Source organism: Ornithinimicrobium carbonis, assembly GCF_050703245.1.
Taxonomy (GTDB): domain Bacteria; phylum Actinomycetota; class Actinomycetes; order Actinomycetales; family Dermatophilaceae; genus Ornithinicoccus.
The window spans coordinates 2,249,479-2,268,473 of record NZ_CP192647.1 but is presented as its reverse complement, the minus strand read 5'-3'; the positions used below and the strand labels follow the sequence as shown (position 1 = coordinate 2,268,473).

The following is an 18,995-nucleotide window of genomic DNA, read 5'->3' as shown; positions in this document are numbered from 1 at the left end:
GGGGCATGACCTACCGCAGCTTCACCAAGGACCCCTCCGTCCGCGACCACCGGCTGGAGGCCGGCACCGCGCGGCGGGTGCTGGGCTACGGCCGCCCGTTCCTGCGCGAGATCGTCGTCTACCTGGCCCTGACCATCCTCGCGGGCGTGCTCGTCACCGCCGTGCCGCTGCTGCTGCGGCAGATCATCGACAACGGCGTGGAGGTCGGCGACCGGGACGTGGTCGTGCGGCTCGGACTGGTCGTCGCCGGGATCGCCTTCCTGGAGACCCTCGTGACCGTGGTCAGCCGGTGGCTGGGGTCGCGGATCGGCGAAGGGCTCATCCTCGACCTGCGCGCGGAGGTCTTCTCCCACGTCCTGCGCCAGCCGATCGCCTTCTTCACCCGGGCCCAGACCGGAGCGCTGGTCAGCCGGCTCAACAGCGACGTCATCGGGGCGCAGACGGCGTTCACCTCGATCCTCTCGGGCCTGGTGAGCAACGTCGTCCAGCTGGTCCTCATCCTCGCGGCCCTGCTGTCGATGAGCTGGCAGATCACCGTGCTCGCGCTGCTGCTGCTGCCGATCTTCCTCGTCCCGGCGCGGTTCATGGGTGCCCGGCTCTCGGCCCTGACCCGTCAGCAGATGGGGCTGAACGCGGACATGCACACCCGGATGACCGAGCGGTTCAACGTCGCCGGTGCCCTCCTGGTGCGTCTTTTCGGCCGGCCCGAGGAGGAGGACGCGCAGTACGCCGTGCGCGCCAAGGGGGTGCGTGACGCCGGGGTGGCCATCGCGGTCAACCGGGTCGTCTTCATGGCCGGTCTGGGCCTGGTCGCCTCGCTGGCGACCGCGCTCGTCTACGGCATGGGTGGGCTCATGGCCGTGGCCGGTGAGCTGACCGTCGGCACGCTCGTCGCGATGGCCGCCCTGCTGTCGCGGCTCTACGGACCCCTGACCGCGCTGTCCAACGTGCGGGTCGACATCATGACCGCGCTGGTCTCCTTCGAGCGGATCTTCGAGGTCCTCGACCTGCGACCCCTCGTCCGCGAGGCCGACGACCCGGTGGACATCCCCGACGGTCCGGTCGGGGTCGCGCTCGAGGACGTGTCCTTCGCCTACCCGGCGGCCGACGAGGTGTCCCTGGCCTCCCTGGAGCAGCGGCCCGAGGCGGAGACCCTGGACGGGCGTCCGGTGCTGGAGCACGTCGACGTGCAGGTGCCGGCGGGGTCGATGGTGGCCCTCGTGGGGCCCTCCGGGGCGGGCAAGACGACGCTGACCAACCTGGTGGCCCGCCTGCACGACCCCACCGGGGGAGCGGTCCGGATCGGCGGGGTGGACCTGCGCGAGGCCTCGATGGACTCGCTGCGCCGCACCGTGGGCGTGGTCACCCAGGAGGCGCACATGTTCAACGACAGCGTGCGCGTGAACCTGCTCTACGCCCGCCCCTCGGCGACCGAGGAGGAGCTGTGGCAGGCCCTGCGCGGCGCCCGGATCGAGGACCTGGTCCGGCGGCTGCCCGACGGGCTGGAGACCGTCGTCGGCGACCGCGGCCACCGGTTGTCCGGCGGCGAGAAGCAGCGGCTGGCGATCGCCCGGCTGCTGCTGAAGTCGCCGTCCGTCGTCGTCCTCGACGAGGCGACGGCCCACCTGGACAGCGAGTCCGAGGCAGCCGTCCAGCGCGCCCTGGACCAGGCCCTGGCCGGTCGGACGTCCATCGTCATCGCCCACCGGCTCTCCACCGTGCGCGACGCCGACCTCATCCTCGTGCTCCAGCACGGCCGGGTGGTGCAGCGGGGCACCCACGAGCAGCTGCTCGCCGAGGGCGGCCTCTACCGGACGCTGCACGACACCCAGTTCCGGGAGTGAGCCCCAGTTCCGGGAGTGAGCCCCCGTTCGCGGGAGTGAGCCCCCGTTCGCGGGAGTGAGCCTCGTTCGCCGGAGTGAGCCCCCTTCCGGGAGTGGTCCTCAGGCGTCCTCCTCGTCCCAGATCCGCACCCTGCGCGGCCGGCTGCTGCGCCCGAGGCCCGGTCGTCGGCGGTCTCGCCCCGCCGCTCCTCACGCGCGGTCTGCCGCGCCATGACGAGGACGAGCACCAGCCCCACGGGCACCGTCAGCCACCACTGCAGCGCGTAGGCGAAGTGCGAACCGAGCCGGGTGTCCGGACGGGCCAGCGGCGCGGGTCGGTCCGTCGGGGGCGGCTCCTCGGCCTCCAGGATCAGGTAGGCCCCGACGAGCGGCTGCCCGGTCGCCCCGGCCAGCCCGGGCACGTCGACGGAGGCCAGCTGGCCCTCCGGGAGGTCCCGGCCCAGGTCCGGCTCCGAGGGACGCAGCCACCCGGTGACCGTCACCGGTCCGGCGGGAGGCGGGGGCACCTCGGGCTCGGTGGCCGCCGTCTCCGCGTTCCGGACCCAGCCTCGGTCCACCGCCAGCGCGGCGTCCTCCCCGGTAGCCAGCGGGACGAGCACCTCGTACCCGAAGACGCCCTGATAGGGGCGGTTGCGCACGAGGTGCTGGTCGGAGGCGGCATACTCCCCCTCCACCTGCACCCGGCGCCACTGCTGGTCCGGCGGCAGGGTCCCGTCGGGACGCAGCACCTCGCCCAGGGGCACGGCCGGGGCGTCGTAGTTGGCCTCGACGAGGTCGCGGCGCTCGACCTTCTCCTGGTGCCGCTGCCACTGCCACGCCCCCAGGCCGGCGGCGGCCACGCCGAAGAGCACGGCGAGCAGGAGGTAGGCGATCCACCGGGGTCGCCGCAGCACGGAGAGCACCTCAGCCGTCCGCCTCCGTGAGGTCCTCGACCGGGACCACGTCGATGAGGAAGCCGCGCAGCTGGACGAAGTCCCGCAGGTGCTCGCGGTGGTCGGGGCAGGCGAGCCACACCTTGCGCCGGTCGGCGTCGTGCAGCCGGGGGTTGCGCCACCGCACCGCCGAGTCCGCGCGGCGGCGGCAGCCCTTCGCGCTGCAGGCCAGACGGTCCGGCGGGAGCGGTCCAGGGCCCGGTCCGCCGAGGAGCCCGCCGGTCACGAGGCCTCCCGGTGCTCCGGGTCGTCCAGCGGACGGCTGGAGACCACGGTGCCCACGATCGGGCCGTCGTCGTCCGCGGTGGGGCGGTCTGCGACCCCGGACGGGCGGCCCGCGGCCGCACCGGTCGCGGGGTCACCGGACCCGGGTTCGTCGGCCGCGCCCGAGACCGGTCCCGGAGCGGGGGCGGGCCCCAGCCCCCGCACCGGGGACAGGGGTGCCGGCCCGGTCACGCTGGTCCGGCGGTCGACCGCGTTGGCCACCATGACGGCCACGGAGGGGAGCACGACCGCCGCCGCGACGAGCAGCGAGCCGACGAGGTACCACTCCGAGACGATGGCCCACACCGCGAGCGGGAAGGAGGCGGTCCGGATCCCCATGGCGACCAGGTAGCTGCGCATCCGGCGGCTGCGGTCGGCCTCCACCGACGCACGGGCCGACGTCACCGCCTGGACGGGACGCCTCGCCGGGCCGGGTCTGGCAGGGGTGGGCACCTGTCCACGATACGACTACCGTGACCTCCGTGAGTGCTCCCACCCCCGCCACCGAGTCCGCCGCCCCCTCCGCCGACGCCGCCGGGCCCAGGCCCCAGGCCGTCCTCGTCACCGGCGGCAACCGCGGGATCGGGCTGGCCATCGCCCGGGCCTTCGCCGCGGACGGCCACGACGTGGTGGTCACCCACCGCAGCGGTGAGCCGCCGGAGGGTCTGCAGGGGGTGCGCTGCGAGGTCACCGACAGCGAGAGCGTGGACGCGGCGTTCACCCGGGCCGAGGAGATCCTCGGCCGGCCCGTGGAGGTGCTCGTCGCCAACGCGGGCATCACCCGTGACGGGCTGCTCATGCGGATGAGCGACGAGGACTTCGAGGCGGTCCTGGACACCAACCTCACGGGGGCCTTCCGCTGTGCCCGGCGGGCGGTCAAGGGAATGATCCGGGCCCGGGCCGGACGGATCATCCTCGTCTCCTCCGTCGTCGGGCTGCTCGGCTCGGCCGGGCAGACCAACTACGCGGCCTCCAAGGCCGGGCTGGTGGGGCTGGCGCGCTCGATCACCCGCGAGCTGGGCGGGCGCGGCATCACCGCCAACGTCGTGGCGCCGGGGTTCGTGCGGACCGAGATGACCGACGAGCTGCCCGAGGACCTCCAGAAGACCTACCTCTCGCAGATCCCGGCCGGCCGCTTCGCCACCCCCGAGGAGGTCGCGCACGTGGTGCGCTTCCTCGCCGGGCCGGACGCGGCATACATCAGCGGTGCGGTGGTTCCGGTGGACGGTGGGCTGGGGATGGGGCACTGACGGCGCGTCCGTCCCGGTCACGCCGCCTCCGACGACTGCGGGCGGCCACGCACTAGAGTCTCGCCCATGCTCCTCGACGGCAAGAAGATCCTCATCACCGGTGTCCTCATGGACTCCTCGATCGCCTTCCACGTGGCCCGTATGGCCCAGGAGCAGGGTGCCGAGGTCGTGCTGACCTCCTTCGGCCGCACCTTCCGCATCACCCATCACCCAGACCATCGCCAAGCGGCTGCCGCAGCCGGCCCCGGTCGTCGAGCTCGACGTCACCGACACCGAGCACCTCGACACGCTGGCCGAGCGCGTGGGCGAGCACGTCGACCACCTCGACGGCGTGCTGCACTCGATCGGGTTCGCCCCCAAGGGGGCCTTCGACTTCATGCAGGCCCCGTGGGAGGACGTCGCGACCGCGGTGCACGTCAGCGCCTACTCGCTCAAGGCTCTGGCCGCCGCCTGCCTGCCGCGCATGGGGCCGGGCGGGTCCGTGGTCGGGCTCACCTTCGACGCGCAGTACGCCTGGCCGATGTACGACTGGATGGGCGTGGCCAAGGCGGCCTTCGAGTCCACCAGCCGCTACCTCGCCCGCGACCTCGGCCCGCAGGGCATCCGCTCCAACCTGGTCTCCGCCGGCCCGATCGCCACGACCGCGGCCAAGTCCATCCCGGACTTCCAGCAGTTCGCCAGGTGGGGCGAGCACGCCCCGCTGGGCTGGGACGTCAAGGACCCGGTGCCCGCCGCGCAGGCGTGCGTGGCCCTGCTGTCCGACTGGTTCCCGGCGACGACGGGCGAGATCGTGCACGTCGACGGCGGCTACCACGCCACGGGCTTCTAGCGGGCCTGGCTCTCGACGCACCCGGAGCGAGAAACACGTCCTGCAGCGGGGAGGAACCCGCTGCAGGACGTGTTCCGGCTGCAGGTCGGCGTATGGCGCCACCTGGTGCGGACTGTGGCGCCGGCGGGTCGGGGGCTCAGCCCTCGATGATCGTCCCCTTGCCGACCACGGTGATGCCGGAGTCGGTCACGGTGAATCCCCGGGCCAGATCCTGGTCGCGGTCCACGCCGATGTGCACGCCGGCCGGGACGAAGACGCCCTTGTCGATGATCGCCCGGTGGATCTGGCAGGACCGGCCGACCTCGACCCCGTCCATGAGGACCGAGCGGGTGACGTGGCTGAAGCTGTGCACCTTCACCCGGGGTGAGAGGACGGAGTCGCTGACCGTGGAGCCGGAGATGACGCAGCCCGGCGAGACCGCGGAGTTGACCGCGTGGCCGATCCGGTCGCCGGAGCCGTGCACGAACTTCGCCGGCGGCTGCGGGCCGTAGTTGGTGTAGATCGGCCAGGCCTCGTTGTAGATGTTGAACACCGGGTGCACCGAGACCAGGTCCATGTGGGCCTCGTAGTAGGAGTCGATCGTCCCCACGTCGCGCCAGTAGCCGCGGTCGCGGTCGGTCGCCCCCGGGATGTCGTTGTCCTTGAAGTCGTAGACCCAGCCCTCGCCGGCGTCCACGAACGACGGGACGATGTCCCCGCCCATGTCGTGGGAGGAGTCCTCCTTCTGGGAGTCCTCGATGACCGACCGCTCCAGGGCGTCCGCGGAGAAGACGTAGTTGCCCATCGAGGCCAGGACCTCGTCGGGGGCGTCCGGCAGCCCCTGCGGGGAGGTCGGCTTCTCCAGGAACTCCTTGATGCGGCGCGGGTCCTCCGGGTCGACCTCGATGACTCCGAACTGGTCGGCCAGCGAGATCGGCTGGCGGATCGCGGCGACCGTGCAGTCGGCGCCGCTCTCGACGTGCTGGGCCACCATCTGGGAGAAGTCCATCCGGTAGACGTGGTCGGCTCCGACCACGACGACGATGTCGGGCTTCTCGTCGTGCATGAGGTTCAGGCTCTGGAAGATGGCGTCCGCCGAGCCGGCGAACCACTGCTTGCCCACGCGCTGCTGCGCCGGCACCGGGGCGACGTAGTTGCCCAGCAGGGTCGACATGCGCCACGTCTTGGTGATGTGGGCGTCCAGGGAGTGCGACTTGTACTGCGTCAGCACGACCACCTTCAGGTAGCCGGAGTTGACGATGTTCGACAGGGCGAAGTCGATGAGCCGGTAGATCCCTCCGAAGGGGACCGCAGGCTTGGCCCGGTCGGCGGTGAGGGGCATCAGCCGCTTGCCCTCCCCGCCCGCCAGGACGATCGCCAGGACCTTGAGACGCGAACCGCGCTGCGCTGCCATGGCACGACCCTATGGCCTGCGGGCGACCCTTGGCGAGGGGGGCGGCCCCCCCGGGCGGGGCGGGCGGCATACCCGGCACCCCTGGTCGTGCCGCGCCCGGCACCACTAGGTTGGTCGTGTGCGCATCGACATCCTCACCCGCGAGTACCCGCCCCACATCTACGGAGGAGCGGGGGTGCACGTGGCCGAGCTGACCCGCGCCCTCCGGAGCCTGGAGGGGGTGCAGGTGCAGGTGCGCGCCTTCGACGACCCCGTCGAGGAGGAGGACACCGCCGGGTATGCCGTGCCCCCCGGCCTCGAGGAGGCCAACGGGGCGCTGCGCACGCTGGGGGTCGACCTGCTGATGGCCCACGACGTGGCCGGGGGAGGGGCCGACCTGGTGCACTCGCACACCTGGTACGCCAACCTGGGCGGTCACCTCGGAGGGCTCCTGGCAGACATCCCGCACGTGGTCAGCGCGCACAGCCTGGAGCCGCTGCGGCCGTGGAAGGCCGAGCAGCTGGGCGGCGGGTACGGCATCAGCTCGATGGCCGAGAAGGTGTCCTACGAGGGGGCGGCCGGGATCGTCGCCGTCTCCGCGGGCATGCGCCGCGACATTCTCGCGGCCTACCCCTCGGTCGACCCGGGCAAGGTCCACGTGGTGCACAACGGGATCGACAGCGAGCTGTGGCGGCGGGACACCTCCGAGGAGGCCGCGGAGTTCGTCCGGTCCCAGGGCCTGGACCCGCAGGCGCGCACGGCGGTGTTCCTGGGCCGCATCACCCGGCAGAAGGGGCTGCCCTACCTGCTGCGTGCGCTGCGGTCCGTCGACGACGACGTGCAGGTCGTCCTGCTGGCCGGTGCTCCGGACACGAAGGAGATCGAGACCGAGGTCGTCGGTCTGGTCGACCAGCTGCGCTCGGACCGGGGCGAGGGGGCGGCGCCGGTCGTCTGGATCGGAGAGATGCTGCCGCGCGAGAAGGTGATCGCCGTGCTGTCGCACGCGACGGTCTTCCTGTGCCCCTCGGTCTACGAGCCGCTGGGGATCGTCAACCTCGAGGCGATGGCCTGCGGGGCGCCGGTCGTGGCCACCGCCACCGGCGGCATCCCCGAGGTCGTGCTCGACGGTGAGACCGGCTGGCTGGTCCCGATCGAGCAGGTCACCGACGGGACCGGGACCCCGGTGGACGAGGACCGGTTCGTGGCGGACCTGGGCGAGGCGATCGTCGCGGCCCTCTCGGACCCGGAGGAGGCCGCCCGCCGGGGCGAGGCCGGGCGTCGTCGGGCGGTCGAGCAGTTCGCCTGGACGACGATCGCCGAGCGGACCGTCGAGGTCTACCGGGCCGTGCTGGAGGGCCGCGCCCCGCAGCTGCCCCAGCTGGGCTGACCCCGCTCGCGTCAGGTGCGGCGCCGGTGTCGCAGCCGGCGTGTCGTGCACAGGGGGGCCTCCGGTCCCGGCGTGTCGCGCACAGGGGGGCTTCCGGTCCCGGCGTGTCGCGCACCGTGCCCGCCGCCGCTGCGGCGGGTCGCGTGCTGGGGCCCCGTTCCTGCAACAAGCCCTCCGGCTGTGTCCGTCGTCAGGCCCCCGGTCGCGGTGCGGCTCCCCCTGCCTGGACGTGGATCCGTGTCGATCGGGTCGGCCGAAAGGCCGTACCGGTCGAGAGCCACCCGTCCGGTCAGCACGGCACCCTCGCCGGCCCACAGGAAGGCCGCGACCAGACGGTCGTCGTGGGCCAGCGGACCGCGGTGGGGCGCGAAGACACCGGGGTAGACGGACCGGATGGTCCGACCCTCCGCATGGCGGATCGCATCTCCGGACCACCCCGCATCCCGCAGCTGGGCGGAGGTCGCCAGTCCGCGCTGGTGCTCCATGGCGGGAAAGGTGCGGGCCGGACGGGCCCTCCGACCCTGCCTCGGCGATGCGTCGATCGACATGACGGCGATGGTGACGGTGCGCCCCTGACAGCACGAGCGTCCGCGCCTCGTCCGTGGACAGGGTCCGCCACCGGACGAACGGTGTGGACGATGCGCCGTTGCTGCGTGTCGCGTGCTGCGTCGACGGCGTCAGGCCCCGCGACACGCAACAAGGGCGCCGCACGGTGCGCGACACGCCGGAGGGGGGCGGGGAGGTCGGCGGAGCCGTCAGGACCGTCGGTGTCGGTCCTCGCGGGACGTCTCCGGGAGCCGTCAGGACCGTCGGTGTCGGTCCTCGCGGGAGTCGCCGGAGCAACCGGGAGTGAGCGGGCCGCCGTCCCTACGACCGGTACGCCAGATGCAGGGCGGCCACGTTGGTGGCGTCGGCCAGCGCAGAGGCGGCCCTGGCCTGCAGCCGGCGGAGCAGCTCGGCCCGGGCGGCCGTGCTGGCCGCGTCGAGCGAGCCGGTCACCGAGTCCAGGCCGGCGTCGGCCAGGCGGAGCACCGTCCCGGCCAGGTCGACCACCCGCAGGGCACGGGGCGGCAGACCCCCCGGCAGACCCCAGCTCCCGGCGCCGTCCCGGACGGCCCTGGCCCGGGCTACCCCCCGCTCGGCGTCCGGGCCGAACGGGGGCGCGCCGGTGCGCGCCAGCTGCTCGGTGAGCGCCGTGAGGTCGGTCCGCAGGCCCAGCTCGGTCTGGCCCAGGTCCAGCGCCTCGATCCGGTGGGTGGGCACCGGCTCGGCCGGGTATGCCGTCCAGCGCGCCATCCAGCCCCGGTCACCCTCGGGGCCGAAGGGCTCGATCGTCGGAACCAGCGCGCCACCGACGGCCGGGACGAAGACGCACTCCTGCGAGCGGGTGGCCGCGTCGAGGAGCTCGACCGGACCGCGGGGCATCCCGGCGACGTCCCCTGGGCGCGGCAGCGCCACGAGCACGGCCCGCTCGCCCAGGGAGGCCCACAGCTCGACCGCCTCCACGAGGCCGGCGGACTCGTCCAGGTCCGGAAGGGCGCGACGGGGCAGCTCGGCCGCGGGCGTGCGGCCGCCCAGGACTGCCGTCCCCCACAGGGCGACGCGGACGCTGGCGGGCAGCTCGTGCTCGGACACGGCCCCGATGCTAGGCGCACCGGCGGGAGGCTGCGGACATGCTGCGGGGCTGCGCGGCGCGCCGCGCGGGACTGACTAGAGTGGCGCACCATGAGCGATGTCCTCGAATTCGCCGGTGTGGGCGTGCGCCGTGGGACGACCGACCTGCTCAGGGACGTCGACTGGTCGATCGAGGAGGGCGAGCGCTGGGTCGTCATCGGCCCCAACGGGGCCGGGAAGACGACCCTGCTGCAGCTGGCCGCCGCGCGCATGCACCCCACGACCGGCGTGGCAGGCGTGCTGGGCGAGGTGCTGGGGACGGTCGACGTCTTCGAGCTGCGACCCCGGATCGGCGTCTCCAGCGCCGCGGTGGCGGACCGCATCCCGGACGAGGAGCGGGTCAGCGACGTGGTCGTCACTGCCGCCTACGGAGTCCTGGGCCGCTGGCGGGAGGAGTACGACGCGGCCGACGAGCAGCGGGCCACCGAGCTGCTCGAGGCGCTGGGGTCGCCCACCTGTCCCGACGGCGCTTCGGCACCCTCTCGGAGGGGGAGCGCAAGCGTGTGCAGATCGCGCGGGCCCTGATGACCGACCCTGAGCTCATGCTGCTGGACGAGCCGGCGGCGGGGCTGGACCTGCGGGGCCGGGAGGACCTGGTCGGCCGGCTCAGCCTGCTCGCTCAGGACCTGGAGGCCCCTGCGATGGTCCTGGTGACCCACCACGTGGAGGAGATCCCCCCGGGCTTCACCGACATCCTCATGCTGCGCGACGGCGGGGTGGTGGCCGCCGGCCCGATCGAGGTCACGCTCACCGCCGAGAACCTCTCCTCGACCTTCGGCATCCCCCTGGTGGTCGACCGCCACGGGGAGCGCTGGGCCGCCCGGGCCGAGCAGCCGCCGACGACGGCCGAGGACGCACCGCCCCCGGCGGGCCAGACCGCCCGGTGAGCGTCTGGGAGGTCGTCGCCATCATCCTGGCCGGCCTGGCAGCCGGCACCATCAACACCATCGTGGGGTCCGGCACGCTGGTGACCTTCCCCACCCTCCTCTTCTTCGGCTACCCCCCGGTGTCGGCCAACATCTCCAACAGCCTCGGCCTGGTCCCCGGCGGGATCACCGGGGCCTGGGGCTACCGCCACGAGCTGCGCACCCTCGGCCCCATGCTGCGCCGGCTGGCGCCGGCCTCGCTGCTGGGTTCGATCCTGGGCGCCCTGCTGCTGCTCGTCCTCCCGGCGGCCGCCTTCGAGGCCATCGTGCCCGTGCTGATCTTCCTGGCCCTGGTCCTCGTCGTCCTGGGCCCCCGCCTGTCGGCCTGGGCGGTCCGGCACCACGCGGACCGGATCACCCCGGGCCGGTGGGTCGTGCTGCTGCTGGGGATCCTTGTCGCGGGGATGTACGGCGGCTACTTCGGCGCGGCCCAGGGCGTGCTGCTGCTGGGGATCATGAGCATCCTGCTGCCGCTGGGCCTGCAGCAGATCAACGGGATCAAGAACGTGCTCGGCATGATCGTCAACTTCGTGGCCGCCGTCGTCTTCCTGATCGTCGCCCCCGGCATCGTGAACTGGACGATCGTGCTGCTCATCAGCATCGGCTCCCTCGTGGGCGGGGTGGTCGGGGCGCGGGTGGGCCGGTCCATGCCGCCGGCCCTGCTGCGCGCGGTCATCGTCGTCATCGGGTCGGTGGCCATCGTCAACCTGCTGCTGACCTGATGGACGACCAGCCGGCACCGGACCTCCCGGAGGGGGTCACCTGGATCGAGCGCCCCGACGACCCGCGCGTGCGCGACTACCTGCACCTCACCGACGTCGCCCTGCGCCGTGTGCTCGAACCGGCCGAGGGTCTCTACCTGGCGGAGTCAGACAAGGTCATCGGCCGGGCCCTCGCGGCCGGCCACCGGATGCGCTCGCTGCTGCTGACACCCCGGTGGGTCGAGGACCTCGCCCACCTCGTCGCACCGGCCGTCACCGCGGGCACGCCCGTCCACGTCGCCAGCCCCGCCGTCGTGCAGGAGATGACCGGCTTCCACCTGCACCGCGGGGCGATCGCCGCCATGCACCGGCCCCGGCTGCCGTCGCTCGACGAGGTCCTGGTCGGGGCCGGCAGCGTCGCGGTGCTCGAGGACGTGGTGGACCACACCAACGTCGGCGCGGTCTTCCGCTCCGCGGCCGCCCTGGGGGTGGACGCGGTCCTGGTCACGCCCCGCTGCGCCGACCCGCTGTACCGGCGCTCGGTCCGGGTGTCCATGGGGACCGTCTTCCAGGTCCCCTGGACCAGGGTGGAGCCCTGGCCCGGGGGCGTGGCCACCCTCCAGGGGGCCGGCTTCACCGTCGCCGCCCTCGCGCTGACCGACGACGCGGTGACCCTCGACCGGCTCGCCGCGGACGCCCCCGAGCGGCTCGCCCTCGTCCTGGGCACCGAGGGCGACGGACTGTCGCGGCGGACCGTGGAGGACGCCGACGTGGTCGTGCGCATCCCGATGGGCGGCGGTGTGGACAGCCTCAACGTGGCGGCCGCCTCGGCCGTGGCCTTCTGGGCGCTGCGACCCGAGGGGGCGCCTCCGGACCCTTGACGTCGGGGGACGGCGGACGGACACTGGGCTGTCGGACCCTCACCGCACCGCACCCAGGGGACTGCCATGGGAGACACCCGCAGCCCGGACCGCGCCGACGACCCGGTCGTCACCGATCCGGACAAGTACCACGTGGTCCTGGAGAACGACCGCGTCCGCGTCCTGGAGTACCGCGACGAGCCAGGAGCCCGCACCAGTGCTCACCGGCACCCGGACTCGGTGATGTGCACCCTCTCCGGCTTCGAACGTCGCCTCGCCTACGACGGCGGTTCCCGCGACGTGCGGATGGAGCAGGGTCACGTCGCCTGGCTGCCCGCCCAGGTGCATGCCGGCGAGAACATCGGGCGCACCTCCACCCACGTGATCTTCGTCGAGCTCAAGAACTCCACGACCAGGCCGAGCACCCACCCCGACGCCGCGCCCGCCTGACGCAGGCACGCCCAGGAACGGCTCACACGTCGTAGTCCACGACGACGGGGGAGTGGTCGGAGAGCCGCACCCCGCGGTGGTCACGGTCGACGACCGCCGAGACCGCGGTGCGGGCCAGGCGCGGTGTCGCCAGGTGGTGGTCGATCCGCCACCCCGTGTCCCGCTCGAAGGCCCCGCCCAACCAGCTCCACCACGAGTACGGCCCGTCCGTGCCCGGGTGCAGCGAGCGCACCACGTCGACGAGGGTCCGGGGCGAGAGCAGGTCGTCCATCCAGGCCCGCTCCTCGGGCAGGAAGCCCTCCGAGGTCTGCGCCCGGCGCCAGGCGGCCACGTCGTGCCGGGTGTGCGCCACGTTGAGGTCGCCCACCAGGAGCAGCTCGCGTCCCCGGGCGGCGGCGGCCCGCCGGCTCCGGGTCAGCTGCCGGGCGAAGGCGGCCAGGAAGCGCATCTTGCGCTCGTAGCGGACACCGCCGTCGGACGCCTCCCGCATGCGGGCGGGCACCTGCAACCGGGCCGGCAGCCCTCCCTTGGGCAGGTAGAGGCTGGCGACGGTCACCGGTGCCTCCGCCAGGTCCACCTCGACGTAGCGGCCCTCGTGCGCGTGCCGACCCAGCCCCCGGGCCAGCGGGACCCCGTCGGGTGCGGGGACGGTGTGCAGGTGCTCCTCGCCAGGCCCCCGCACCAGCACGCCCGCGTCCCACGTGCGCACGCCGACCGGTGCCTGCCGCGTCAGCACCGCGACCCCGTTGCGCCCGGCCACCTGCCCCGGCTCGTAGACCACGTGGCGGTCCCCGAACGCCCCCGGCGGCAGGGCCGCCAACGGACAGCGCACCTCCTGCAGGGCGACCACGTCGCAACCGCGGGTGGCCAGCCAGTCGCCGAACCCCCGGCGGTGGGAGGCCCGGATCCCGTTGACGTTGAGGGTGGCGACGCGGAGCACCGCTCGAGGGTATGCGCTGCCGCCGCAGCCGGCTCCCAGCGGGTCGTGCGAGGCTTCGGCACGTGCTGGAGCAGATCTGGGAGCGGGCCCTGACCACGCAGCCCGCCCCGTCGCCGACCGCGCTCCTGGTCCTGGCGCTGCTCGCCCTCCTCGTGACCTGGAGCCCCGTGGGCCACCGGGTGGTGCGCCACCTGGTCACCCTGCTGCACGAGGCCGGTCACGCCGCGGTCGGCGTGCTCGCCGGGAGGCGCGTGCACGGCATACGCCTGCACGCGGACACCTCGGGCCTGACGCTCTCGCGGGGCCGCGCCCGCGGACCGGGGATGGTGCTGATGCTGCTCGCGGGCTACCCGGCGCCGGCCCTGGTCGGCCTGGGCGCGGCCGCGCTGCTGTCCCGGGGGTATGCCGTGGGGCTGCTCTGGGCGCTCGTGCTCCTGTGCGGCGTGGTGCTGCTGCTCGTGCGCAACGTCTACGGGCTGCTGGTCGTGGTGGTAACCGGCGCCGGCGTCGCCGTCCTCTCCTGGGTCGCCGAGCCCCGGTTGCTCTCCTGGGTGGCCGCCGCGCTGGTGTGGGTGGTGCTGCTGGGGGCGCCCCGGTCGGTGGTCGAGCTGCAGCGGCACCGGCGACGTGGTGCGCGGGGCTCGGACGTCGACCAGCTGGCGGGGCTGACCGGCGTCCCCGCCGTCCTGTGGGTGGCCCTGTTCTGGCTGGTGGCGGTGGCCTGCCTGGGGGCGGCGGGCTGGTTGCTCCTGCGCTGAGGCCGGCTACTGGATCCCCTGCTCGATCAGGCGGTCGACCGCGGCGACGGCGTCCGCGTCACCGGCGATCCGGACGGCGGAACGGGGGCCGCGACCCCACGCCCACAGCGCCAGGTCGCGGGCGGTCCCGGTCACCGTGGCGGTGGGCAGCGCCGGGTCCGGCTCCTGACCCGCGCGACGCGCCCGGGCCATGTCGAACTCCGTGCCCGACTCCGGTCCGGTCCCGTGCCACCGGCCCACGTCCACCTGCCACCGGTCGCCGGTGTCGGTGGCGACCAGCTCGACCACGGCCGTGGAGTCGTCCTGGGCCCAGTCCGGGACGTATCCCCACATGACGTCGACGCAGTGCTCCACCGCGCCCGCGGCGACCTCCGGGTCGAGCGGGGAGGGTGGCAGTCCGGCGGTCAGCTCCGCGTCGACGCGGTGCAGCGTGGCCTCGTAGGTCTGCATGCGGCGGGTGAACCCCACCGTCTGGTCCGGGGGCCACCAGGACCAGCGGGGCTCGGCGTCGTCCAGCGCGCCGAGCTGCTCCAGCAGGGCGTCGGTGGCCCGGGCCCGCAGGGCGAGAAGCTCCTCGACGCCGTCCGGCCGCGGGGGCGCGGCCTGCTCCAGGGCCTCGACCCCCTCGTCGTCGCGCACGTCCGACCCCAGCACCTGCGCCCAGAACGCGTGCACCTCGGCCAGGTGGTGGAGCAGGTCACGGGCGTCCCACCCGGGGCAGGTGGGCACCGGTGCCTGCGGGTCGGCACCGGCGAGCACCTCGGCGAAGCGGTCGGACTCGGAGCGGATGACGGCCAGAGGGTCCATGACGTCGCAGGCTAGTCCTGCCGGGCCGGGGCGTCGAGGGCCTCGACCGCTTGCTCCCAGGCCTCCCGCGGCGTGGTGCGCCCTCCCCTGGCCGTCAGGCGCTGCCAGTCGCCGGGGCTGACCGCGTCGCGGGCCGCGGCGGTCCCGTCGGCCAGGCGTCGTGCGTAGGCCTCGGTCGGCGGGATGTCGCTGGCCCGGCGGACGGCCTCCGCCGCCCCCAGGAGCAGCGGGACCGGACCGCGCCGGTCCAGACGGGTGCACAGGACCGCCAGGTGCTCCAGGAGCTCCACGTCGACCTCGTTGTCCCCCAGGGCGAGCATCTGCGCGCCGTGGCCGACCATCCCCTCCCGGGCCGCGGCAAGGTCCCCGGCGGCGAGGTGGGCCTCGGCCAGGTTGAGCCGGTCCACCGCCATGCCCCAGACGTCACCCAGCCGTTCGTCGATCGAGAGCACCTCGCCCAGGAGCCGTCGGGCCGTGTCCGCGTCACCCTCGTCGAGCGCCAGCATGGCCAGGTTGTTCAGGCAGGTGGAGACACGCTCGTCGTCACCGGCGGCCACCGCCAGCCGGTGCGCCGTGCCGAGCAGCTCCCGGGCCGCGTCGACGCGGCCCCGTCGCATCTCGACGAGTCCCAGGCTGTTGGACTCCCGGCCCTGGGTGGCCAGGTCGCCCCGGGCCACGGCCGCGTCCAGGCACCGTCGCAGGATCTCGGCCGCGCGGTCCAGCTCCCCCTGCTGGTCGAGCATGATCCCCAGCCCGTGCCACGCCGCCAGGGCCTCGGGGTCCTGGCTGTCGCCGGCCACCTCGCTGGCGCGGGCCAGCCACCGTCGGCCCTCGTCCTGGCGGGAGGACAGGTGCCAGTGCAGGGTCAGGAGCCGGCACATCTCCAGGCCGGTCGCCAGCTGCGGCGATCCCGGGCGGAGGCACCAGTCGAGGGCCTGGGCGGTGTTGTGGTGCTGCTCCTCGAGGCTGTCCAGCGCCGCCACGTGGTGGGTGCCGCGCAACCGCGGGCACTCCCGGCGCACGAGCGCGGCCGCCACCTCCGCCTGCCGGCGACGGGCGTCGGCCTCCGCCACCGGGTCCTCCCCGAGGCGCTCCTGGGCGTAGGCGCAGACCACCCGCAGGATGCGGAAGCGGGGCTCCCCGGAGGCCTCCTCGTCGGCGTGCACGAGGCTGGCCTCGACGAGGTCGAGGAGCAGGTCGACGACGTCGTCGGCCGGCCGGTCGAGGACGGCCGCGGCGGCGTCCACCCCGAACGGGCCCCGGAAGACGCCGAGCCGGGCGAGGGCGTCGGCCGCGTCCTCGGTCAGCAGGCGCCAGCTCCAGTCGAGGGTGCTGCGCAGGGACAGCTGCCGGTCGGTGCGGTCCACCGCACGCCCGGCCAGGTCGAGGGCGTCGTCGAGGCGGGCCAGGACGGCCCGGGGCGTGAGGAGCCGGCTGCGGGCGGCGACCAGCTCGACCGCCAGCGGCAGCCCGTCGATCCGCTCGCAGACGGCCTCGACCACCGCGCTCGTCGTGGTCGGGCGACCAGCCAGGCCGCTGCCGACGGACGTGCTCGACGTAGAGGTCGACCGCGTCGGCAGGCTCGAGCGGTGCGAGCGGCGCGAGCTGCTCCCCGAGCAGGTGCAGGGGCGAGCGGGAGGTGGCGAGGACCTCCACGCCGGGTGCCTCCGCCAGCACGGAGGCGACGACCGGCGCCGCCGGGGCGAGGTGCTCCAGGTTGTCCATGACCAGCAGGAGCCGCCGACGGGACAGCCCCGCCAGCACCTGCTCCCGCGTGCCCGTGCCGCCCCGGACACCGGCGGCCGCCGCCAGCGCGCCCCATACCTGCTCCTCGTCGGTGGAACGGGCCAGGGGCACGAACCACACCCCGTCCGGCAGCTCGTCGCGGCGGGCGGCGACGGCGATGGCGAGCCGTGACTTGCCGACCCCCCCGGGACCCACGACCGTGACGACCCTGCCGGGGGCCAGCAGGCCCAGGACGAGGTCCACCTCCGTGTCCCGCCCCACGAGGGGCCCGTGGACCGTGGGAAGGTCCGCCGGGGACCCCAGGGAGCGGACCGCCCGGGGCCCGGGAGCCGCGGAGGTCGGGTCCAGCACCACCTCGTGCAGGCGCTGCGGGGCGTCGATGTCCTTGAGCCGGTGCAGCCCGACGTCCCGCAGCCGGACCTGGTCCTCGCCCACGAGGGCGCGGGTGCTCTCGGTGAGCAGCACCTGGCCCCCACCGGCGGTCGAGGCCACGCGCGCGGCGAGGTGGACGTCCATCCCGACGTAGCCGTCCTCGTGCCGCTGGGGGGCGCCGGTGTGCAGGCCCATCCGCACCTTCACGTCGACGTCCTCGGGCCAGGGGGTGGTGGCCAGGCGCTCCTGCGCCTGGACGGCGGCCGACAGCGCGTCCTGGGCCGTGCGGAAGACGACGAAGAAGGAGTCGCCCTCGGTCCCCATCTCGCTGCCGCCGTGGTCGTGGATGGCCTCGCGCATGATCATCCGCTGAGTGCTGAGCACCTCGCGGTAGGACAGGCCAAGGCGGTCCAGCAGCACCGTGGATCCCTCGATGTCGCTGAAGAGCAGCGTCAGGGTGCCCTCGGGCAGCCGGGGGCGGGGGGTCTCCTCGCGCGTGGACGCCTCAGCCATGGGGACCGGGCGGGCGTTCCTCGCGACGGTGCGCCGCGGCCACCTCTTCCAGCGCCCCGGCGTCGAGGGCCGACGCCGGGACCCGGGCCAGCCGGACCGGCGTGCGGGCGGTCACCGTCGCCGACCGGCGGCCACCCTCGAGCGCGGCGCGCTCGCCGATCACGGCACCGGGGCCGAGCTCGGCCAGGACGTCGCCGTCGACGCTGACGTCGAGGACGCCGTCGAGCACCAGGTGCACGTCGGTGCCCTCCTCGCCCTGGCGCACGACGTCCTCGCCCTTGCCGACCTGCACGATCCTGGGGGTCTGCTCCCCCCGCATGATGGTGCTCGAGAGCCGACGCTCGGCCGCCGACTCCGCGGCGATGGTGAGGGCGGGCGAGTCCTGGGACCCCCAGGGGGTGCGGTCGCCGAAGCTGTGGTCCAACCAGTCCTGCAGCTGGGCCAGGCCCGACTTGCTCTGCAGCCTGCCGTCGCTGCCGTAGACCCAGTGCCGGGGGAAGGAGGAGGCGCCGACCAGCTCGACGAGCCGGTCGCCGTCCCTGGTCAGCGTCAGTTGCAGAGTGGTCCACACGATGGGAGCCTGCCACCGCACGTAGGGCGCGTGCTTGACCGGACGGGGGAGGGGGATGCCGGTGCGGCCGCCCACCGTCTGCCGCAGGACCACCCGGTCCTCGGTGATCTCCGGCTCGGCCTGGAGCACCGGGAGGCCGAACCCCATGAACGTGACGGTCGCCACCCGGGCCCGGACGGTGGTGCTGCCCATGAGCAGTCCGGAGTCCTCCCCGTACCCGCCACGGGGCGGACCGTCGCCGAACTCGGCCCAGCCGGTGAGGACGTTGGCGAACCGGAAGCGGTCGTCGTCGCGCAGGGCGCGCACGTCCTCGGGGCCGTCGACGACGTCCCTGGGCGGGTCGTCGTAGTGCGACAGTCCCAGCTCGAAACCGCCGCGCAACCAGTTGCGGACGGACTCCGAGGGGATCCACGACATCGTGATCGCCTGGCCCTTGACGTCCATGGAGGGAAGTCAAGCACCACAGGCAGCGGCCCGCACCTGAAATTGGCCCGGGATCGTCCCTGGGGATGACGTCCCGGTCCTCGCGAGGAGGACCCGGTGGCGCCAGGGGGTGACAGGAGGCCTCCGGTGCCCTAGCGTCCGAGCATGGAGATCACCTTCGACGACGAGAACGACCCGCTGGACCACGTCATCAGCCTCGTGGAGGAGCGCTACGGCGTGCGCCTGCAGGTCGCAGGGCGGCCCGACGAGGGGCCCGGGTCCGACGACGGCGGGGACGGCAACCTGCAGGCGGCCCCCCGGCACGAGGCCCTGCGGAACAAGCAGGACCGCACCTGAGGTCCTGGACCGCCTGACC

At 74.1% G+C, this 18,995-nt stretch carries 18 protein-coding genes and 3 pseudogenes; 11 read left to right on the top strand and 10 right to left on the bottom strand.

Going from position 1 to position 18,995, the window contains the following annotated elements; all coding sequences use genetic code 11:
* The first annotated feature begins 5 nt into the window (after positions 1-5).
* Entirely contained in the window at positions 6-1,844 is a 1,839-nt protein-coding gene (locus ACQ95T_RS11390; RefSeq protein WP_431472944.1) for an ABC transporter ATP-binding protein, read from the top strand.
* Here ACQ95T_RS11390 and ACQ95T_RS11385 read toward each other — a convergent pair.
* The 3 genes from ACQ95T_RS11385 to ACQ95T_RS11375 are packed head-to-tail and all read right to left on the bottom strand — an operon-like array spanning position 1,808 to position 3,493.
* Positions 1,808-2,737: an SURF1 family cytochrome oxidase biogenesis protein gene (locus tag ACQ95T_RS11385; protein ID WP_431472943.1), complete on the bottom strand. Its 930-nt coding sequence runs from the start codon at positions 2,735-2,737 to the stop codon at positions 1,808-1,810. The genes ACQ95T_RS11390 and ACQ95T_RS11385 overlap by 37 nt on opposite strands.
* Positions 2,738-2,747: 10 nt before the next feature.
* Positions 2,748-3,002, bottom strand: a complete 255-nt coding sequence (locus tag ACQ95T_RS11380) for a hypothetical protein (RefSeq protein ID WP_425943508.1) — start codon at positions 3,000-3,002, stop codon at positions 2,748-2,750.
* Positions 2,999-3,493: a DUF3099 domain-containing protein gene (locus ACQ95T_RS11375; RefSeq protein ID WP_431472942.1), complete on the bottom strand. Its 495-nt coding sequence runs from the start codon at positions 3,491-3,493 to the stop codon at positions 2,999-3,001. Before ACQ95T_RS11375 ends, ACQ95T_RS11380 begins: the two co-directional genes overlap by 4 nt.
* A 128-nt stretch (positions 3,494-3,621) precedes the next feature.
* Between ACQ95T_RS11375 and fabG the strand changes: the two genes are divergently transcribed.
* Both fabG and fabI read left to right on the top strand, forming a co-directional pair.
* Positions 3,622-4,290, top strand: coding sequence for a 3-oxoacyl-ACP reductase FabG (fabG, locus tag ACQ95T_RS11370; protein ID WP_431473825.1), 669 nt, complete (start codon positions 3,622-3,624; stop codon positions 4,288-4,290).
* A gap of 66 nt (positions 4,291-4,356) precedes the next feature.
* Positions 4,357-5,119: pseudogene (fabI, locus tag ACQ95T_RS11365) on the top strand (enoyl-ACP reductase FabI).
* Between the two features lie 136 nt (positions 5,120-5,255).
* Here the strand turns inward: fabI and glgC are convergent.
* Complete coding sequence (gene glgC / locus ACQ95T_RS11360; protein WP_425943500.1) at positions 5,256-6,512, bottom strand: glucose-1-phosphate adenylyltransferase; 1,257 nt, start codon at positions 6,510-6,512, stop codon at positions 5,256-5,258.
* A 118-nt stretch (positions 6,513-6,630) separates the two neighbouring features.
* Here glgC and glgA point away from each other — a divergent pair, with 118 nt between their 5' ends.
* A complete protein-coding gene (gene glgA, locus ACQ95T_RS11355) occupies positions 6,631-7,878 on the top strand; it encodes a glycogen synthase (protein ID WP_425943498.1) in 1,248 nt (415 codons plus the stop codon).
* An 867-nt stretch (positions 7,879-8,745) separates the two neighbouring features.
* Here the strand turns inward: glgA and ACQ95T_RS11350 are convergent.
* Positions 8,746-9,513 carry a hypothetical protein gene (locus tag ACQ95T_RS11350; RefSeq protein ID WP_425943496.1) on the bottom strand — a complete coding sequence of 256 codons (768 nt, stop codon included), beginning with the start codon at positions 9,511-9,513 and terminating at the stop codon, positions 8,746-8,748.
* 90 nt (positions 9,514-9,603) lie between these two features.
* On the opposite strand from ACQ95T_RS11350, the pseudogene ACQ95T_RS11345 reads away from it, so the two are divergent.
* The 4 genes and pseudogenes from ACQ95T_RS11345 to ACQ95T_RS11330 all read left to right on the top strand — a co-directional run bounded on the left by ACQ95T_RS11345 (position 9,604) and on the right by ACQ95T_RS11330 (position 12,489).
* A pseudogene (locus ACQ95T_RS11345) lies at positions 9,604-10,439 on the top strand (ABC transporter ATP-binding protein).
* Positions 10,436-11,200: a sulfite exporter TauE/SafE family protein gene (locus ACQ95T_RS11340; RefSeq protein WP_425943494.1), complete on the top strand. Its 765-nt coding sequence runs from the start codon at positions 10,436-10,438 to the stop codon at positions 11,198-11,200. The pseudogene ACQ95T_RS11345 and the gene ACQ95T_RS11340 overlap by 4 nt, the downstream one beginning before the upstream one ends.
* Positions 11,200-12,060: a TrmH family RNA methyltransferase gene (locus ACQ95T_RS11335; RefSeq protein WP_425943493.1), complete on the top strand. Its 861-nt coding sequence runs from the start codon at positions 11,200-11,202 to the stop codon at positions 12,058-12,060. Before ACQ95T_RS11340 ends, ACQ95T_RS11335 begins: the two co-directional genes overlap by 1 nt.
* A gap of 66 nt (positions 12,061-12,126) precedes the next feature.
* Positions 12,127-12,489: a cupin domain-containing protein gene (locus ACQ95T_RS11330; protein WP_425943492.1), complete on the top strand. Its 363-nt coding sequence runs from the start codon at positions 12,127-12,129 to the stop codon at positions 12,487-12,489.
* Between the two features lie 22 nt (positions 12,490-12,511).
* On the opposite strand, the gene ACQ95T_RS11325 is transcribed toward ACQ95T_RS11330, so the two are convergent.
* Positions 12,512-13,429 carry an exodeoxyribonuclease III gene (locus ACQ95T_RS11325; RefSeq protein ID WP_425943491.1) on the bottom strand — a complete coding sequence of 306 codons (918 nt, stop codon included), beginning with the start codon at positions 13,427-13,429 and terminating at the stop codon, positions 12,512-12,514.
* A gap of 62 nt (positions 13,430-13,491) precedes the next feature.
* Between ACQ95T_RS11325 and ACQ95T_RS11320 the strand changes: the two genes are divergently transcribed.
* Positions 13,492-14,187 (top strand): M50 family metallopeptidase, encoded by a 696-nt coding sequence (locus tag ACQ95T_RS11320; protein WP_425943490.1) that lies wholly within the window; start codon positions 13,492-13,494, stop codon positions 14,185-14,187.
* A gap of 6 nt (positions 14,188-14,193) precedes the next feature.
* Here the strand turns inward: ACQ95T_RS11320 and ACQ95T_RS11315 are convergent, their stop codons facing one another.
* Positions 14,194-14,994, bottom strand: coding sequence for a maleylpyruvate isomerase family mycothiol-dependent enzyme (locus ACQ95T_RS11315; RefSeq protein WP_425943489.1), 801 nt, complete (start codon positions 14,992-14,994; stop codon positions 14,194-14,196).
* An 11-nt stretch (positions 14,995-15,005) separates the two neighbouring features.
* Positions 15,006-16,496 (bottom strand): ATP-binding protein, encoded by a 1,491-nt coding sequence (locus tag ACQ95T_RS11310; RefSeq protein ID WP_431472941.1) that lies wholly within the window; start codon positions 16,494-16,496, stop codon positions 15,006-15,008.
* A gap of 46 nt (positions 16,497-16,542) precedes the next feature.
* Here ACQ95T_RS11310 and ACQ95T_RS11305 point away from each other — a divergent pair, with 46 nt between their 5' ends.
* A complete protein-coding gene (locus tag ACQ95T_RS11305; protein ID WP_431472940.1) occupies positions 16,543-16,911 on the top strand; it encodes a hypothetical protein in 369 nt (122 codons plus the stop codon).
* 273 nt (positions 16,912-17,184) lie between these two features.
* Here ACQ95T_RS11305 and ACQ95T_RS11300 read toward each other — a convergent pair.
* Positions 17,185-17,625, bottom strand: a pseudogene (locus ACQ95T_RS11300) (adenylate/guanylate cyclase domain-containing protein); the annotation flags it as partial.
* Positions 17,618-18,640: a cyclic nucleotide-binding domain-containing protein gene (locus tag ACQ95T_RS11295; RefSeq protein WP_425943487.1), complete on the bottom strand. Its 1,023-nt coding sequence runs from the start codon at positions 18,638-18,640 to the stop codon at positions 17,618-17,620. The gene ACQ95T_RS11295 and the pseudogene ACQ95T_RS11300, both read right to left, overlap by 8 nt.
* A 144-nt stretch (positions 18,641-18,784) precedes the next feature.
* Between ACQ95T_RS11295 and ACQ95T_RS11290 the strand changes: the two genes are divergently transcribed.
* The gene (locus ACQ95T_RS11290) at positions 18,785-18,976 is read left to right on the top strand and encodes a hypothetical protein (protein ID WP_425943486.1); all 192 of its coding nucleotides are present in this window, start codon (positions 18,785-18,787) and stop codon (positions 18,974-18,976) included.
* Positions 18,977-18,995 lie beyond the last annotated feature (19 nt).

Excerpts from the sequence above, each read along its gene's own strand:
- ACQ95T_RS11390 (WP_431472944.1), top strand. The coding sequence starts at position 6 with ATGACCTACCGCAGCTTCACCAAGGACCCCTCCGTCCGCGACCACCGG.
- glgC (WP_425943500.1), bottom strand. The coding sequence starts at position 6,512 with ATGGCAGCGCAGCGCGGTTCGCGTCTCAAGGTCCTGGCGATCGTCCTG.
- ACQ95T_RS11335 (WP_425943493.1), top strand. The coding sequence starts at position 11,200 with ATGGACGACCAGCCGGCACCGGACCTCCCGGAGGGGGTCACCTGGATC.
- ACQ95T_RS11330 (WP_425943492.1), top strand. The coding sequence starts at position 12,127 with ATGGGAGACACCCGCAGCCCGGACCGCGCCGACGACCCGGTCGTCACC.
- ACQ95T_RS11315 (WP_425943489.1), bottom strand. The coding sequence starts at position 14,994 with ATGGACCCTCTGGCCGTCATCCGCTCCGAGTCCGACCGCTTCGCCGAG.
- ACQ95T_RS11295 (WP_425943487.1), bottom strand. The coding sequence starts at position 18,640 with ATGGACGTCAAGGGCCAGGCGATCACGATGTCGTGGATCCCCTCGGAG.
- ACQ95T_RS11290 (WP_425943486.1), top strand. The coding sequence starts at position 18,785 with ATGGAGATCACCTTCGACGACGAGAACGACCCGCTGGACCACGTCATC.